This is a genomic window from Pseudomonas sp. TE6283 (assembly GCF_054060555.1).
The window spans coordinates 10823-27504 of record NZ_JBSSDH010000032.1 but is presented as its reverse complement, the minus strand read 5'-3'; the positions used below and the strand labels follow the sequence as shown (position 1 = coordinate 27504).

Genomic DNA, 16682 nt, shown 5'->3' with positions numbered 1-16682 from the left:
ACCAGCAGTTGGTGGAAGTCTTCCGGCGAACGGGTGGTTTCACGCGGCACGATCACCAGGCGACCACCGTGCAGCAGCGCACCGAAGATCTCCCACACCGAGAAGTCGAACGCATAGGAGTGGAACAGCGTCCACACATCCTGCGGGCCGAAGCCGAACCAGGCGTCGGTGGCCTTGAACAGACGCAGCAGGTTATGGTGCGGCAGCAGCGTACCTTTCGGCTTGCCGGTGGAACCCGAGGTATAGATCACATAGGCCAGGTTGTCCGGCTGGGTCAGGTGCTCGGGATTTTCCTCGCTGTAGCCGGCCAGATCATCTTCCAGCTTCAGGCTATGTACCTGCGCCGGCACGGGCAGAGCGGCCAGCAGATGCCCTTGGGTCAGCAGCAGCTGAATGCCGCTGTCTTCCATCATGTAGCTGAGCCGATCCTGCGGATACTCCGGATCCAGCGGCACATAGGCGCCCCCGGCCTTGAGGATCGCCAGCAGGCCGACAATCATCTCGAACCCGCGCTCCACGGCGATGCCCACCAGCACATCCGGCCCCACGCCCTGCTCGCGCAGCTTGTGGGCCAGGCGGTTGGCGCGGCGGTTGAGCTGGTCGTAGCTCAGCGATTGCCCGGCGAAAGTCACGGCGACCGCCTCAGGCGTACGCGCCGCCTGCGCCTCGATCAGCTCATGGGCGCACAGCGTGCTTGGGTAGCGCTGCACTTCGGCTTTCCACTCGTCTTGCTCAGCCATGTCGAGCAACGGCAATTGCGCCACCCGCTGCGCGTGGTCCTGGCAGATGCCCTGCAACAGGTTGCGCCAATGCCGGCCGATGCGCTCGACCGTGGCCGGGTCGAACAGCGAGGTGGCGTAGGTCAGTGCCGCGATCAGCCCGCCGTCGTGTTCGGCGGTATTGAGGATCAGGTCGAACTGGGTGGTCTGCCCTTCCCAGCTCAAGCCCTCGACCTGCAGCTCCCCCAGCTGACGGGCCATGCCCGGGCTTTCGGCCTGGTGGTTGAACAGCACCTGGAACAGCGGGTTGTGGCTCATGCTGCGCTCAGGCTGCAGCGCCTCGACCAGCTGTTCGAACGGCAGGTCCTGGTGCGCCTGGGCCTGCAGCGCGGCCTCGCGGACCTGCTGCAGCAACGCGGTGAAGGTGGTCTGTGGCGCGAACTCGGCCTTGAGCACCTGGGTGTTGACGAAGAAGCCGATCAGCCCCTGGGTTTCGGCCCGGGCACGGTTGGCCACCGGTATGCCGACACGGATATCGGCCTGGCCGCTGTAGCGGTGCAGCAGCGTCTGGAACGACGCCAGCAACAGCATGAACAGGGTCACTCCCTGCTGGCGGGCCAAGGCCTTGAGTGCCTGGGCCAGGGAGGCATCGATATCGATGGCCAGGCGCGCGCCGTGGAAGTTCTGCACCGACGGCCGCGGACGGTCGACGGGCAGTTCCAGCAGCGGTTGCTCGCCGGCCAGTTGCTGGCGCCAGTAGCCGAGCTGGCGTTCCTGCTCGCCGGCTTCCATCCAGTCACGCTGCCACAACGCGTAGTCGGCGTACTGGATCGGCAGCTCGGCCAGGGTCACTGGCGAGCCCTGGCGCAAGCCTTGGTAAAGACGGATCAGTTCGTCCACCAAAATTGGCGTGGACCAGCCATCGGAGACGATATGGTGCACGGTGAGGATCAGCACATGCTCTTCAGGCCCCAGCACCAGCAGCCTGACTCGCAGCAGAGGGCCCTGTTGCAGGTCGAAGGGTTGCTGCACCTCGGCCTCCACCCGCGCGCGGATGGCCGCTTCCAGGCTGGCCGGATCGGCAACCGCCAACGGCTCCACCGCCAATGCCAGCGGCATCGACGGATGGACGATCTGCACCGCGCCGTCACCCTCCTGGCGGAAAGTGGTGCGCAGGGTCTCGTGGCGCGCCACCAGGCTGTCGAAGCTGCGCTGCAATGCTTCGATGTCCAGCGCGCCCTTGAGCCGCAGCGCCGCCGGAATGTTATAGGCGGCGCTGTGCGGATCGAGCTGCCAGAGGAACCACTGGCGCTGCTGTGCGTATGAAAGCGCTGCCCCGTCCGCAGATTCCCTTCTGAAGATCGGGGTGACCCCGTAGAGGTTGACACCCTGGCGCTTGAGCAAGGCTGCCAATGCCTTGCGCTCCCTGGTGGACAGCGACTTTACGGAGTCGAGCAGCTCTTGCACTTTGAATGTCTCCCGCTAAGCGATCAGATTATCTATTTCCTGTGCAGTAAGACGTTTCAAGGCCTCCAGGGATTTAGTCAGTTCGTCATGGGCGTTGGCGACCTGCCCCGACTTGCGTTCGACCACCTGGCTGAAATCGCCCAGGGTGGCCTGCTCGAACAGCTCGTTCAGGCTCAGATCGACGCCCAGTTGCTCACGCACCCGGCCGATCACCTGGACGATCAGCAGCGAGTGCCCGCCGAGGTCGAAGAAGTTGTCCTGCAGGCCCACTCGCTCGACGTGCAGCACCTCGGCCCAGATCGCCGCCAGCTTGCGCTCCAGCTCCGTGACCGGCGCTACATGGGCTGGCTGCAGTTGGCTGGCGTCCGGCAGCGGCAGGGCCTTGCGGTCCAGCTTGCCGTTGGGGGTCTGGGGCATGCGCGCCAGGCCCACCAGGTGGCTCGGCACCATGTAGTCCGGCAGGCCGGCCTTCAGGTGCGCGCGCAGCTCGCCGCGCAGCGCTTCCACGCCTTGCTGCGCGTCGTGCAGCACCAGGTAGGCCGCCAATTGCTTGCCGGCCGGGCCGTCGATATCGATCACCGCGGCCTCGCGGATCGCCGGGTGCAGCAGCAGGCGCTCCTCGATTTCGCCCAGCTCGATACGGAAGCCACGGATCTTCACCTGATGGTCCAGGCGCCCGACATACTCGATCACGCCGTCGTCGCGGTAGCGGACCAGGTCACCGGTGCGGTACAGGCGCGCGCCCGGCTCGCTGGCGAACGGATCCGGCACGAAGCGTTCGGCGGTCAGGCCCGGACGGTTGTGGTAACCGCGCGCCAGGCCATCGCCGCCGATCAGCAGCTCGCCGCGCGCACCTTGCGGCAACACCTCCAGCTCGGCGCCGAGCACATGCAGGCGGGTGTTGGCCAGCGGACGGCCCAGCCACACGTCGTCGCTGGCGGTCAGGTAGTGGCAGGCCGACCAGATGGTGGTCTCGGTCGGGCCGTAGACGTTCCACACATGCCCGGCCTGGGCAATCAGGCGCTGGGCCAGCTCGGCGCTCAGCGCCTCGCCGCCACACAACACCTTCTTGCCGGCGAAGGCCCCGGGCGCCGCGGCATCCAGCAGCATGCGCCAGGTCGATGGCGTGGCCTGGACGACGCTGACCGCCTGGGCCTGGATCACCACCAGCAAGGCCTGCGGGTCCTTGTTCACCTGCTCGCCCAGCAGCACCACGCGGGCGCCGCGCAGCAACGGCAGGTACAGCTCAAGGCCGGCAATGTCGAACGACAGCGAGGTCAGCGACAGCACCTTGTCCGAGGCATCGATGCCCGGCTGGCGCGCCATGCTGCACAGGAAGTTGACCAGCGCGTCGTGGCGGATGGTCACGCCCTTGGGCTTGCCGGTGGAGCCGGAGGTATAGATCACGTAGGCGAGGTTGTCCGGCAGTGCCAGCTGGAGCGGGTTGTCCTCGCCGTGCTCGGCCGGCAGCGGCCGGTCCAGGCACAGGCTGTGCACCTGCGGCGGAATCGGCAGGCGCTGCAGCAGGCCGGACTGGGTCAGCAGCAGCGCGATGCCGCTGTCCTCCATCATGTAGGCCAGGCGGTCCTCGGGGAACTGCGGGTCCAGCGGCACGTAGGCGCCACCGGCCTTGAGCACCGCCAGCAGGCCGACCAACATGTCCAGGCTGCGCTCCACGGCAATCCCCACCAGCACATCGGGGCCGACGCCCAGGCTGCGCAGGTGATGGGCCAGGGCGTTGGCGCGACGGTTCAGTTGCTCGTAGCTCAGCGACTGCTTGCCCAGCACCGCGGCGATGGCCTGCGGCGTACGCGCGGCTTGCGCCTCGATCAGCTGCTGGACGGTCTGCCCGCGTGGGTAGTCGGCGGCGCTGTCGTTCCAGGCGTTCAGGGTGCGCTCGCGCTCCTCGCGGCTCAGCAACGGCAGTTCGGCAACCCGCTGCCCGGCGTCCTGGCAGATGCCCTGCAGCAGGTTGCGCCAGTGCTCGGCCATGCGCGCCACGCTGGCGGCCTCGAACAGGCTGGTGGCGTAGGTCAGGGTCGCGCTCAGGCCGCCTTCGTGCTCGGCAGTGTCCAGGGTCAGGTCGAACTGCGCGGTCTGCTTGTCCGAGACCAGCCCCTGCAGGCTGAGGCCCGCCAGTTCGCGGGACTCGCCCAGCACCTGGGTCTGGTGGTTGAACATCACCTGGAACAGCGGGCTGTGGCCCAGGCTGCGCTCCGGCTGCAGGGCCTCGACCAGTTGCTCGAAGGGCAGCTCCTGGTGCGCCTGGGCACCCAGGGCGGTGTGCTTGACCTGTTGCAGCAATTCGTCGAAGCGCAGTTGCGGCTGGAAGCGGGCATCCAGCACCAGGGTGTTGACGAAGAAGCCGATCAGCCCTTCGGTCTCGGCCCGGGTGCGGTTGGCCACCGGCACGCCGACGCGGATGTCGGCCTGACCGGAATGGCGATGCAGCAAGGCCTGGAACGAAGCCAGCAGGAGCATGAACAGGGTCACGTCCTGTTGCCCGGCCAGTGCCTTGAGCTGGGCGACCAGGCCCGGCTCCAGGCTCACCTGCAGGCGAGCACCGTCGTATTGCTGCACGGCGGGGCGTGGGCGGTCGGTGGCCAGTTCGAGGATCGGCTGGGTGCTGCCCAGGCGCGCTTGCCAGTAGTCCAGCTGGCGCTGTTGCTCGCCGGCCTCCATCCACTGGCGCTGCCAGGCGGCGTAGTCGGCGTACTGGAACGCCAGGGCCGGCAGCTGCGGAGCCTTACCCTGCAGATGGCTTTCATAGCCGCGCACCAGTTCGTCGACCATGATCGGCATCGACCAGCCGTCAGCGACGATGTGGTGCAGGGTCAGCACCAGTACGTGTTCGTCGGCGGCCAGGCGCAGCAGGCGGGCGCGCAGCAGCGGGCCGTGCTGGAGGTTGAACGGTTCGCGCACCTGGGCCTCGACCCAGGCATGCAGCGCCGGTTCATCCAGGGCAGCCGAAACGACCTGCAGCGGAACATCGAGCGTCGGGTGCACCACCTGCTGGGCACTGTCGCCCTGCTGCTTGAAGGTAGTACGCAGGGTTTCGTGACGGGCGATCAGCGCGGCGAAGCTGCTGCGCAGGGCCTCGATGTTCAGCTCGCCCTTCAGGCGCAGGGCCGAAGGGATGTTGTAGGCGGCGCTTTCAGGCTCCAGCTGCCAGAGGAACCACTGGCGTTGTTGGGCGTAGGACAGCGGCAGCGGCTGGTTGCGGTCCACGGCAGTGAATGCCGGCGCCTGGCTGGCCGAGCCTTGGCCGGCGGCCTGGGCGAAGGCCAGAAGGTCGGCGGACTCGAACAGGCTGCGCAGCGGGACTTCCAGTGCCAGGCGCTGGCGGATGCGCGAGGTCACCTGGGTGGCCAGCAGCGAATGACCGCCGAGCTCGAAGAAGTTGTCGTGCAGGCCAACCTGCTCGACCTTCAGCACTTCGCTCCAGATTGCGGCCAGTTGTTGCTCCAGCGCCGTACGCGGAGCCACGTAGCCCTGTTGCAGCTGGCTGGCATCCGGTTTCGGCAGGGCCTTGCGGTCCAGCTTGCCGTTGGCCGTCAGCGGCCACTGCTCCAGCACCAGGAAGTGGGTCGGGACCATGTAGTCCGGCAGGTTCGCTTTCAGGTGCTGTTTCAGCGTGTCACGCAGCGCTGCATGGTCTGCATTTTCGTCCTGGGCGATCAGATAAGCGGCCAGTTGCTTGCCCCCTGCCCCGTCGATATCCAGCACCAGCACTTCGCGCACGGCGGCGTGCTCTTGCAGGCGTGCCTCGATCTCGCCCAGTTCGATACGGAAGCCACGGATCTTCACCTGGTGGTCGATCCGACCTACGTACTCGATCACCTCCTGGCCGCGATAACGCGCCAGGTCGCCGGTGCGGTACAGGCGTCCGCCCTCGCTGGAGAACGGATCCGGCACAAAGCGTTCGGCGGTCAGCGAAGCACGGTTGTGGTAACCACGCGCCAGGCCGGCATGACCGACGTGCAGCTCGCCCGTGCAGCCCTTGGCCACCGGATTGAAATCGGCATCCAGTACATACATCGACAGGTCCGGGATCGCCGCACCGATCGGGCTGCCCGGCTGCTGCGTGTCGGCAAAGCGGATCGGCCGGTAGGTCACGTGGACCGTGGTCTCAGTGATGCCGTACATGTTGATCAGGTTGTCGCAGTCCTCGCCGAAGCGCTCGAACCACGGTTGCAGCGCGGCCACATCCAGGGCTTCGCCACCGAAGATCACATAGCGCAGTGCCAGATCATCAGCACTGTCACAGGCCACCCGCATCAGCGGCTTGAACGCCGACGGGGTCTGGTTCAATACGGTCACGCCCTGCTCCACCAGCAGTTGGTGGAAGTCTTCCGGCGAACGGGTGGTTTCACGCGGCACGATCACCAAGCGACCACCGTGCAGCAGCGCACCGAAGATCTCCCATACAGAGAAGTCGAACGCGTAGGAGTGGAACAGCGTCCACACATCCTGCGGGCCGAAGCCGAACCAGGCGTCGGTGGCCTTGAACAGACGCAGCAGGTTATGGTGCGGCAGCAGCGTACCTTTCGGCTTGCCGGTGGAACCCGAGGTATAGATCACATAGGCCAGGTTGTCCGGCTGTGTCAGGTGCTCGGGGTTTTCATCGCTGTAACCGGCCAGGTCATCTTCCAGCTTCAGGCTATGCACCTGCGCCGGCACGGGCAGCTCGGCCAGCAGATGATCTTGAGTCAGCAGCAAGGCGATGCCGCTGTCTTCCATCATGTAGCTCAGGCGCTCCTGCGGATATTCCGGATCCAGCGGTACATAGGCGCCACCGGCCTTGAGGATCGCCAGCAGGCCAACGATCATCTCGAACCCGCGCTCCACGGCGATGCCCACCAGCACGTCGGGCCCCACCCCCTGCTCGCGCAGCTTGTGCGCCAGGCGGTTGGCGCGACGGTTGAGCTGGTCGTAGCTCAGCGATTGCCCGGCGAAAGTCACGGCGATTGCTTCAGGCGTACGCGATGCCTGCGCCTCGATCAGCTCATGGGCACACGCCGTGCTCGGATAGCTGGCCACCACCTGCTGGTCTTCCACCGGCAGGCTAATTCCACCGAGTGCGCGCTCACCGTCAGCCGCCAACTGCACAAGCAAGTGCTGGAAGTGCCCCGCCAACTGGTCGATGGCCTGTTCGCTGAAGCACTGGCGATCGAAGCTGAAGCTTGCCTCCAGGCGCTCACCTACTTGCACCACCAAGGTCAGCGGGTAGTTGGTCTGCTCCTGGTTGAGCACCTCGCCGAACTGCAGCCCCTGCGGCGCGCCCTGTTGCAGCGCCTCGGCGACCGGGTAGTTCTCGAAGACCAGAATATTGTCGAACAGCGCCTCGCCGCTCCAGCCGGCCCAGCGCTGGATCTCGTACAGCGGCGTGTGTTCGTGTTCGCGCAAGGCCAGGTTCAACGCCTGGACCTGCTGCACCCAGTCGCCCACGGTCTGTTCCGGGCGCGGGCTGGCGACCACCGGCAAGGTGTTGATGAACAGCCCCAGTTGCTCCTCGACACCCGGCAACTCGGCCGGGCGTCCGGCCACGGTGGCACCGAAGGTCACGCTGGCCTGGCCGGTGTAGCGCTGCAACAGCAGCACCCAGGCGGCCTGGACCAGGGTGTTGAGGGTAACGCGCTGGTCCCGGGCGAAGTCCGCCAGTTGCCGGGTCTGCTGCGCCTCGAAACGCAGCGCCAGGGCGCCATGGCCCTGCCCCAGTGCCGAGGACTTGAATGCCTGGACCAACCGGGTCGGCTCTTGCAGCTCGGCCACCTGCCCACGCCAGAAGGTTTCGCTGGCCTGCTGGTCCTGGCCTTGCAGCCACTCGATATAGTCGCGGTAACGGCTGGTCTTGGCGCCCGGCGTCACACCACTGTAGCGCTGCAGCACTTCGCCCAGCAGGCGCGAGCTGCTCCAGCCATCCATCAGAATGTGATGGCTGGTGTAGATCAGGTGATGACTGTCATCACCCGTGCGGATCAGCGTCAGGCGCAGCAGCGGGCCGCTGGCCAGGTCGAAACCGGACTGGCGCTCGGCCTGGGCCACGGCATCCGGATCCTGGGGCGGGTCGAGTTCGACGAAAGGCACCTGTACCTGACGGCGCACCACCTGCACCGGCGCCGGCAGATCCTGCGGGAAGCAGCTGCGCAGCACTTCGTGGTTGTCCACCACCGCCTGCCAGGCCGTCCGGAAACGCGCCATGTCCAACCCGCGCACATCCACGCGCAGCTGGTTGATGTAGTTGCCCGCCGCCTGCTCGTAGAGGCTGTGGAACAGCATGCCCTGCTGCATCGGCGACAGCGGATAGAGGTCCTCGATCTCCCCGGCCGCCAGCGGCAGGCCGTCCAGTTGCGCCTGGGTCAGCTCGGCCAGCGGGAAGTCCGACGGCGTGACGCCCTGGTGCGGCGCCTGGGCGCAGTGCTCGACCAGTTCGGCCAGCACCTGCTCATAGCGGTGCGCCAGGGCCTCGATGGTCTCGGGACGGAATACCTCGCGGCTAAAGCTCCAGTCCAGCGCCAGCTCGCCCTGGTAGACCTGCCCGGTGATGCCGAGCCAGTTGCCCAGCGGGCTGTCCAGGTCCTGGGTGGCGCCGCTGCCCTCGCTGGCCGGGGTGAACAGGGCGCCCTCGGCCTCGGCGAAGCTGCCGTCGAACTGGCCCAGGTAGTTGAAGGTCACCCGTGGCTGTGGCAATGCCGCCAGGCGTTCGCGCAGGACGGGCTCGCCGAGGTAGCGCAGCACGCCGTAGCCGATGCCTTTGTTCGGCACCGCGCGCAACTGCTCCTTGATCGCGCACAGTCCCGCGCCCAGCGCCCGGGCGGGCGTCAGGCGTACCGGGAACAGGCTGCTGAACCAGCCCAGGGTGCGGCTGAGGTCCAGTTCCGGGAACAGGTCCTCGCGGCCATGGCCTTCGAGCTGGATCAGGATCGACTCCTCTTGAGTCCAATCGCACAATACCCGCGCCAGGGCCGCCAGCAGCAGATCGTTGACCTGGGTGCGGTAGGCAGCGGGCGCCACCTGCAGTAGTTTGCGGGTCAGCGCGGTGTCCAGGCGCGACGCGGCATGGGCGATGTGACGGTTGGTCTGGGCGCCCGCCGGATTGTCCCGGGGCAATTCATCGCCAGCAGCTGCGAGGCCGTCCAGCCAGTAATCGGCTTCGGCCAGCAGTTCGGGGCTGCGGGCATAGGCGCCAAGGCGCTCGGCCCAGGCCTTGAGCGAACTGCTCTTGGCCGCCAGCGTCAGCGGCTTGCCTGCGGCCAGGGCCGTGTAGGCCAGTTGCAGGTCTTCCAGCAGCACCCGCCAGGACACCCCGTCGACCACCAGGTGGTGGATCACCAGCAGCAAACGCTGCTGGCCTTCGGGCAGGTCGACCAGCAACGCCCGCAGCAGCGGCCCCTTGGCCAGGTCGAGGCTGCGCTGGGCCTGCTCGGCCAGGGCCGGCAGCTCGGCCACATCATTCAACGCGCGAACCCAAAGCATGCCCTCGGCCTTGCCGGCCTGGAACTCGGCCTGCCAGGTATCGCGCCGGGTGAAGCGCAGGCGCAGGGCGTCGTGCTGGTCGACCAAAGCCTGCAGCGCGCCCGTCAGGCAGTCGGCGCGCAGCGCCTGGGTCGGCTTGAGCAGCAGCGCCTGGTTCCAGTGCTGGCGCTCGGGAATATCGGTTTCGAAGAAACGCGCCTGGATCGGCAGCAACGCCAGCGTGCCACTGACCTGCTCGAGCGCCGCGGCCTTTTTCTCGATGCGCTTGGCCACCGCCGCCAGCTGGCCGATGGTCTGTTTCTCGAACAATTGCTTGGGGCTGAGCTTGATGCCCTGGCGCTTGGCCCGGGCGATGATCTGCAGGCTGAGGATCGAGTCGCCGCCCAGCTCGAAGAAGTTGTCGGTGCTGCCGACCTGGTCGAGCTTGAGCACCTCGGCCCAGATCCCCGCCAGGGCCTGCTCGATCTCGCCGACCGGCGCGGTGTACTGGCGCCGGGCGACACCCGGTGCCGGCAGGGCGCGCTTGTCGAGCTTGCCGTTGGCGGTCAGCGGCAGGCGCTCCAGGACCAGGATCTGCGCCGGCACCATGTAGTCCGGCAGGCGGTCCTGCAATTGCTGGCGCAAGGCTTCACCCTGCAGCCCCTGCCCCACGCACCAGCCCACCAGTTGCAGGCGGCTGTCGTCACCGTCCACCGGCTGGGCCAGGACCACCGCTTCGGCGACCCCGTCCAGCCCCAGCAGCACCCGCGCCACTTCGGCCGGTTCAACGCGATAACCGCGCACCTTGACCTGGTCGTCGGCGCGGCCGATGAATTCCACCTGGCCCGAACGGTTGCGCCGCACGCGGTCGCCGCTGCGGTACAGGCGCTGACCTGGCCGCGTCGGGTCCGGCACGAAGCGTTCGGCGGTCAGGCCCGGCTGGCCGAGGTACCCCTGGGCCACGCTGGCACCGCCGATATACAGCTCGCCCGCGACCTGGTCGGCCACCGGGTTGAGCACATCGTCGAGCAGCAGCACATGGGCGCCCGGCAGCGCCGTGCCCACCGGCACGGCGCGGGCCTCGGCGGCCAGGGTCGAGACCTCGTGGGTCAGCACGCCGACCGTGGTCTCGCTCGGGCCATAGTGGTTGATCAGGCGGCAGCCCGGCTTGAGCCGGCGCACCTGCTCCACCAGGGCGGGCGTGCAGGCCTCGCCACCGACGATCAGCGCCTGTTCGGGCAGCACATCGGCGGGCGTGCCGGCCTGCAGCAGCGCCGCCAGGTGGCCAGGGACGATTTTCAGCACGCCGACCCGGTGTTCGGCCATGTAGCGAGCGAAGGCGTCCGGGTCGAAGCCCAGCGCCTCGGGCAGCACGTGCAGCAAGCGCCCGCCGCACAGGGCGCCGAACAGCACGGTGTGGCCCAGGTCGGCGGCGATGGTCGAGACCAGCGCCATGCTCGCCTCCGGCGCCGGCGCCAAGCGTTCGAGCAGGCCGGCGACGTAGCTGGCCAGGGCGCCATGGCTGACCAGCACGCCCTTGGGCTGGCCGGTGGAGCCGGAAGTGTGGATCACATAGGCCGGCGATTCGGCCCACAGCGTGATGGCTGGCGCGCTGGCTGGCAGGTGCTGCCATTGTTCGGGCACATAGGCCAAGCACAGGCGATCGGCGGCGGCCAGGCTGGTCAGTCGCGCATCGCCGGCGGCGCACAACAGTACCTTGGCCTGCGCCGCGTCGAGCATCTGCCGCAGGCGCGCCTCAGGCGCCTTGGTGTCCAGCGGCATGTACACGGCGCCGGCCTTGAGAATGCCGAGCATGCCGGTCAGCCAGTCCAGCGAACGCTCCATCAGCACCGCGACCGGCTGGCCGCGGGTCACGCCCTGGCGTTGCAGGTGATGGGCCAGGCGGTTGGCGGCCTGATCGAGGGCATCGAAGCTCAGGCTGTGCTCCAGGCTGCGGGCGGCGAGCGCCTCGGGCTGCCGTTGCACCTGCTGCTGCCACTGCTCCAGCACCAGTGCCGGCGCCTCGCGCTCCGGCGCCTGCCCGACACGCAGCGGCGCGGCCAGGCGATGCAGCGGCAGTTGCGGCGCGTCGAGCAACTGGCCCAGCAGCTCGATGAACGCCGGAATGAACGCCTCCACCGTGGAACGCTGGTAGAGGTCGCTGGCGAAGGTCATCTCGCCATGGATCAGCTGGCCGTCGTCGGTGATATCCAGCGCCAGGTCGAAGTGGGTGCCGACCTTGTCCAGCGGGTACTCGGCGACGCTCAGACCCGGCAGGGCCAGCGAGCGCTGGCGTTGCATGCCGACGTTCTGGTTGAACTTGACCTGGAACAGCGGGTTGTGGCCCAGGTTGCGCTCCGGCACCAGCGCGTCCACCAGTTGCTCGAACGGCAGTTCCTGGTGCGCCTGGGCACCGAGCACCGCTTCGCGCACCTGGGCCAGCAGGTCGTCGAAGCTCAGGCGCTCGTCCACCTGGCAGCGCAGCACCTGGGTGTTGACGAAGAAGCCGATCAGCCCCTCGACCTCGGCGCGGCCGCGGTTGGCGTTGGGCACGCCGATGCGGATATCGCGCTGCCCGGCCTGGCGCGAGAGGAACAGCGAGAAGCCCGCCAGCACCAGCATGAACAGGGTCATGCCCTGGGCGCGGGCGTAGCCGCCCAGGCGTCGGGAAAGCTCGGCACCGAAGTCGAAGCCCAGGGTCTGGCCGTCGAAGCTCTGGGTCAACGGGCGGGCAAAATCAGCGGCCACTTCGAGCAGCGGCTGCTCCTGGCCCAACTGCTGGCACCAGTAGTCGAGCTGGCGCTCGCCCTCCCCGGCCTCCAGCCAGCTGCGCTGCCAGATCGCATAGTCGGCGTACTGCACCTCCAGCGCCGGCAGCTGCGGCGCCTGGCCCTGGCTGAAGGCCTGGTAGCTGTGCACGAACTCCTTGACCATCACATCCATCGACCAGCCGTCGGAGACGATGTGATGCATGCTCACCAGCAGCACGTAGTCTTCAGCCGCCAGCCGGTACAGGCTGGCGCGCAGCAGCGGCCCGTGCAGCAGGTCGAAGGGTTGGTGGCTGGCCTCGCGCACCTGCGCGGCCAGCTCGGCCTCGCGCCGCTCACTGGCGACCTGGGTGAGATCGACCTGCTCCAGCGGCACGACCTGGGTTTCGAGGATCACCTGGCGCGGCTGTTCGCCATCGACCTGGAACACCGTGCGCAGCGCCTCATGGCGTGCCACCAGGTGCTCGAACGAGCGCTGCAGGGCCGCCACGTCGAGCCGGCCGCTCAGGCGCAGGCCGGCCGCCATGTTGTAGGCCGCGCTGTGCGGTTCCAGCTGCCAGAGGAACAGCAGGCGCTGCTGGGCGAAGGACAGGGGGATGCTGGCGAAGTCGTGACGCGACTCGACCACCGGCAACAGGCTGAAGTCCTTGCCGTCCTCGCGCAGCTTGGCGAGGAACTGCCGGCGCTGCTCCAGGGACAGGCTGACGAACCGTTTCGCAATGCGTACCGCCATGTTGCCACTCATGCCTCAACCCCTTCCAACGAACTCATGAACGCATCCATATCCGACCAATCGTCATCCTTCTCGCCACCCTCCAGGCGGCCCAGCTCGGCGGCCAGGTCGCCCAGCGCCGGGTGTTCGAACAAGCTGCGCAACGGCAGCACCAGGCCCAGCTGGTCCTTGATCCGCGCCAGCACCTGGGCGGCCAGCAACGAGTGCCCGCCCAGCTCGAAGAAGTGATCGTCCAGGCCGACCTTGGCCACACCCAGCACCTGCATCCAGATCTGCGCCAGCTGCTGCTCGGTGGCGCTCTGCGGCGCCCGATACTCAGCCTGCAACGCGCTCGGGTCCGGTACCGGCAGGGCCTTGCGGTCCAGCTTGCCGCTGGGCGTCAGGGGCAGGCGCGGCAACAGCAGCAGGTGGCCGGGCACCATGTATTCGGGCAGGCGGGCCTTGAGCAGGCTGCGCACCTGCTGGCGGAAACGCGCCTGTTCGGCGGCATCCTGTTCGGCGGCGTCGGGCACCACATAGGCGACCAGTTGCAGGCCACCGGTCATCGGCAGGGCCAGCACCACCGCCTCACGCACGCCCGGGCACTGCTGCAGGCGCGCCTCGATCTCGCCAAGCTCGATGCGGAAGCCCCGCACCTTGACCTGGTGATCGACACGGCCGATGTACTCGATGGCGCCGTCGGCGCCCAGGCGCGCGCGGTCGCCGGTGCGGTACAGGCGCTCGCCATGGGCGAACGGGTCGGCGACGAAGCGCTGGGCGCTGAGCGCCGGCTGGCCGTGATAGCCACGGGCCAGGCCCGGGCCGCCGATGTACAGCTCGCCCACTGCGCCCTGCGGCAGCAGTTCGAGGTCATCGTCGAGGATGTACAGCCGGCGCTGCGCCAAGCCCTGGCCGATGGGGATGCCGCGCCAGGACACCGCCTCGTGGCCGAGCCCGGTGCAGTCATGGATGGTCGAGACCACCGTGGCCTCGGTCGGGCCATAGGTATTGAGCAGGCGCACATGGCCCAGCCCGGCCAGTTTCCACAGGCGCAACCCGTCCACCGCCATCGCCTCGCCGCCGACGTGGATCTGGCGCAACGCGCCGTAGTTGGCCGGCGGACGCGCCGCGAAGTCCTGTACCAGCCAGTACCAGTACGCGGCCGGCAGGTCGGCCAGGGTCACGCCGTGGCTGACCAGCACCTCGTGCAGGGCGGCGCTGTCCCACAGCCGGGTATCGCGCAGCACCACGCAGGCACCGTGGCACAGCGGCGGGAAGAACTGCTCGACGAAGCCGTCGAAGCTGCTGGTGGCGAACTGCAGGACACGGTCGCCTTCGCGCAGGTCGCTGTAGTCGATGGCGCGGGCGATGAACTCGCTCAGGGCGCCGTGGCTGATGGCCACGCCCTTGGGCCGGCCGGTGGAGCCGGAGGTGTAGATCACATAGGCCAGGTTGTCGTGCGTGACGGTAAGCGCCAGGTCGTCCGCCGGTACGTCGTCCAGCGCCAGCTGGTCCAGGCACAGGCAGCGCAGCCCATCCTGCGCCGGCAGGCCGGGCAACTGGGCGGTGGTGGTCAGCAGCCATTGCAGGCCGCTGTCCTCGAAGACATGGCCCAGGCGTTCGGCCGGAGCCTGCAGGTCCAGCGGCACATAGGCGCCACCGGCCTTGAGCACGGCGAGCAGGGCCACGGCCAGGTCCAGCGAGCGGTCCAGGGCCACGCCCACCAGCACATCGGGGCCGACGCCCTGGTGGCGCAGGTGGAGGGCCAGGCGATTGCTGCGGGCGTTGAGTTCGGCGTAACTCATCGACGGCGCCGCAGCGCCGTCGGCCAGGATCAGCGCCAGCGCCTCGCCGCTGCGGGCGGCCTGGGCTTCGAACAGGCGCTGCACCGGCACCCGCGGCGACATTTCGGACACCGGGCACAGCAGCGCCTGGCGCTCGGCCTCGGCCAACAGCGGCAACTCGCCCAGGCGCTGGCGCGGCGCCTGGCAGACCGCGCGCAGCAGGTTGCGCCAGTGCCCGGCCAGGGCGGCGATGGTGGTTTCGTCGAAGAGATCGGTGGCATAGGTGAAGGCGGCGAACAATTGCTCGCCCTCTTCCCGCGTATCGAGCATCAGGTCGCTGGTGGCGGCATGCTGGCGATGGCTGCCGGCCAACTGCTCGGCGCTCAGGTAGCCCACGCGCAGACCGCAGTCCAGACGCACGTCATTGAGGTCGGTAACCAGCGGCTGGTGGTTGAACATCACCTGGAACAGTGGCGTATGGCTCTGGCTGCGCTGGGGCTGCAGGGCCTCGATCAGCGCGTCGAACGGCAGGTCCTGGTGCGCCTGGGCACCGACCGAGGCCTGGTGCAGGCTGCGCAGCAGGTCGCTGAAAGGCGTCTGCGCGGTGAACTGGCTGCGCAGCACCTGGGTATTGACGAAGAAGCCGACCAGCCCTTCGGTTTCGCTGCGGTTGCGGTTGGCGATCAGGCCGCCGACACGAATGTCGGTCTGGCCGCTGTAGCGGTACAGCAGGGTCTTGAACACCGCCAGCAGCACCGTGGACAGGGTCACGCCGTGCTGCTGGGCCAGCTGCTTCAGGTCCTCGCGCAGGTCCGCGTCGAGCGTCAGCTCCAGGCGCTCGCCGAGGTGGCTGGGCTGGGCCGGGTATGGCCGGTCGGTCGGCAGCTCAAGCAACGGGTGCTCGTCACCCAGCTGCTCGCGCCAGTAGTCCAGCTGGCGCGAGCGCTCGCCGGCCTCCAGCCAACTGCGCTGCCACAGCGCATAGTCGCGGTAGTGCACCTTGAGCTCCGCCAGCTGCGGCTCGCGCCCCGCCACCAGGGCGTCGTAGCTGCGCATGAACTCGTCGATCAGGATGTTCATCGACCAGCCGTCGGCGATGATGTGGTGCAGGGTCAGCAGCAGCACGTGCTCCTGAGGCGCCAGGCGCAACAGGGCGATGCCGAACAGCGGCCCGCCTTCGAGGTCGAAGGCCTGGGTGGCCTGGGCCGCCATCTGCTGGTGCGCGCGCTCCCAGCGCGTGGTTTCAGGCAGGTCGGCCAGGTCGAACAGCTGGATGCTCACCGGCGCCGGTTCCGCCACCTGCTGCAACGCCCGCTCGCCGTCCTGGGCGAAGGTGGTACGCAGGCATTCGTGGCGGGCGACCAGCAGGCTGAACGCCCGCTCCAGCGCCTCGACCTGCAGCTCGCCGTCGAGGCGCACGGCCATCGGCAGGTTGTAGGCGGCGCTGTGGGGTTCCAACTGCCAGAGGAACCACATGCGCTGCTGGGCGTAGGACAGGCCGTCGCGCTCGCTCAGGCCGACACAGGACGACATGGGCAGCTGCGCGAAATCAATGCCCTCGCGTCGCATCCCTTCGAGGAACAAGCGGCGCTTGTCCAAGGGCAACTCGATGAAACGGCGGGAAAGTTTCTGGGCGTCTGCGGCATTCATGTGTGAGGTCCTTGCTGGTCGGCGGCGCGACCGGAAGGTCCGGGCGCATCAACAAGAACGAATGGGCGCAGGGATGATTTAGCGGCAGGCGTTCTACGCTGGCGCCCCGGGGGCGCTGCGCGCCCCT

Annotated in this window: 3 protein-coding genes; all 3 read right to left on the bottom strand. The window is 68.1% G+C overall.

The features are described 5' to 3' along the window. On the bottom strand, nucleotides 1–2186 hold a 2186-nt coding region (locus ACVWZ5_RS24685; protein ID WP_457340924.1), incomplete at its 3' end, for a condensation domain-containing protein. A 15-nt stretch (nucleotides 2187–2201) separates the two neighbouring features. Then, entirely contained in the window at nucleotides 2202–13154 is a 10953-nt protein-coding gene (locus ACVWZ5_RS24680; RefSeq protein WP_186600371.1) for a non-ribosomal peptide synthetase, read from the bottom strand. Further along, on the bottom strand, nucleotides 13151–16555 hold the full coding sequence (locus ACVWZ5_RS24675; RefSeq protein ID WP_457340923.1) for an amino acid adenylation domain-containing protein: 3405 nt from the start codon (nucleotides 16553–16555) through the stop codon (nucleotides 13151–13153). Before ACVWZ5_RS24675 ends, ACVWZ5_RS24680 begins: the two co-directional genes overlap by 4 nt. Between the last annotated feature and the right edge of the window lie 127 nt (nucleotides 16556–16682).

Excerpts from the sequence above, each read along its gene's own strand:
- ACVWZ5_RS24680 (WP_186600371.1), bottom strand. The coding sequence starts at position 13,154 with ATGAGTGGCAACATGGCGGTACGCATTGCGAAACGGTTCGTCAGCCTG.
- ACVWZ5_RS24675 (WP_457340923.1), bottom strand. The coding sequence starts at position 16,555 with ATGAATGCCGCAGACGCCCAGAAACTTTCCCGCCGTTTCATCGAGTTG.